General features: G+C 66.5%; 1 pseudogene. It reads left to right on the top strand.

The features are described 5' to 3' along the window. A pseudogene (locus tag NQU54_RS48690) lies at positions 1 to 728 on the top strand (IS5 family transposase); the annotation flags it as partial. Positions 729 to 750: the final 22 nt, after the last annotated feature.

Genomic DNA, 750 nt, shown 5'->3' on the forward strand with positions numbered 1-750 from the left:
TCCCTGGTCAGCGTGGACTCCACCACTGCCCGCGCCCACCACGACGCCGCCGGGATGTGCATCGGCAAGGAGGTTATGGACGCCCTTGAAGAAGCTGCCGCCGAGCAGGAGCGGGCCCGGCAAAAGGGGGCGGCCCGCCAGAACAGAACGGACAGGACGGCAGGGACGGCCCCGAGCGGGAAGAGCGGCGGCGTATCAGGCGACGGCGCAAGCTCCGCTTGAACCAAGGCCTGCTCGGCAGATCCCGTGGTGGGCTGACGAGCAAGGTTCATCTCGCCGCGGACCGCAAGTGCCGTCCGTTGTCGTTCGTCCTGACCGCAGGACAGGCCGCCGACAGCCCGCAGTTCGTCCCCGTGTTGCAGGAGGTGCGGGTCCGTCTGCCTCTCGGCCGTCCTCGAACCCGGCCCGACGCTGTCGCCGCGGACAAGGCCTACTCGTCCCGCGCAAACCGCTCTTACCTGCGAAAACGCGGCATCAAGGCAGTCATCCCGGAGAAGAAGGACCAGTCCGCCAACCGGAAGAAGAAGGGCCGCCGGGGCGGCCGCCCCACACGCCACGACGGCGATCTTTACAAGGAGCGGAACACCGTCGAGCGGCTCATCAACAAGTTGAAGGCATGGCGCGGTATCGCGACTCGATACGACAAGACGCCCGAGAGCTACCTCGCCGGCCTCCACCTCCGTGCCTCGATGATCTGGATCGACGACCTCCTGAAGGCAACTGGCTGATCACAACATCACACAGGCCCTA

The sequence above is a fragment of the Streptomyces malaysiensis subsp. samsunensis genome, from assembly GCF_024519315.1.
Classification (GTDB): domain Bacteria; phylum Actinomycetota; class Actinomycetes; order Streptomycetales; family Streptomycetaceae; genus Streptomyces; species Streptomyces malaysiensis.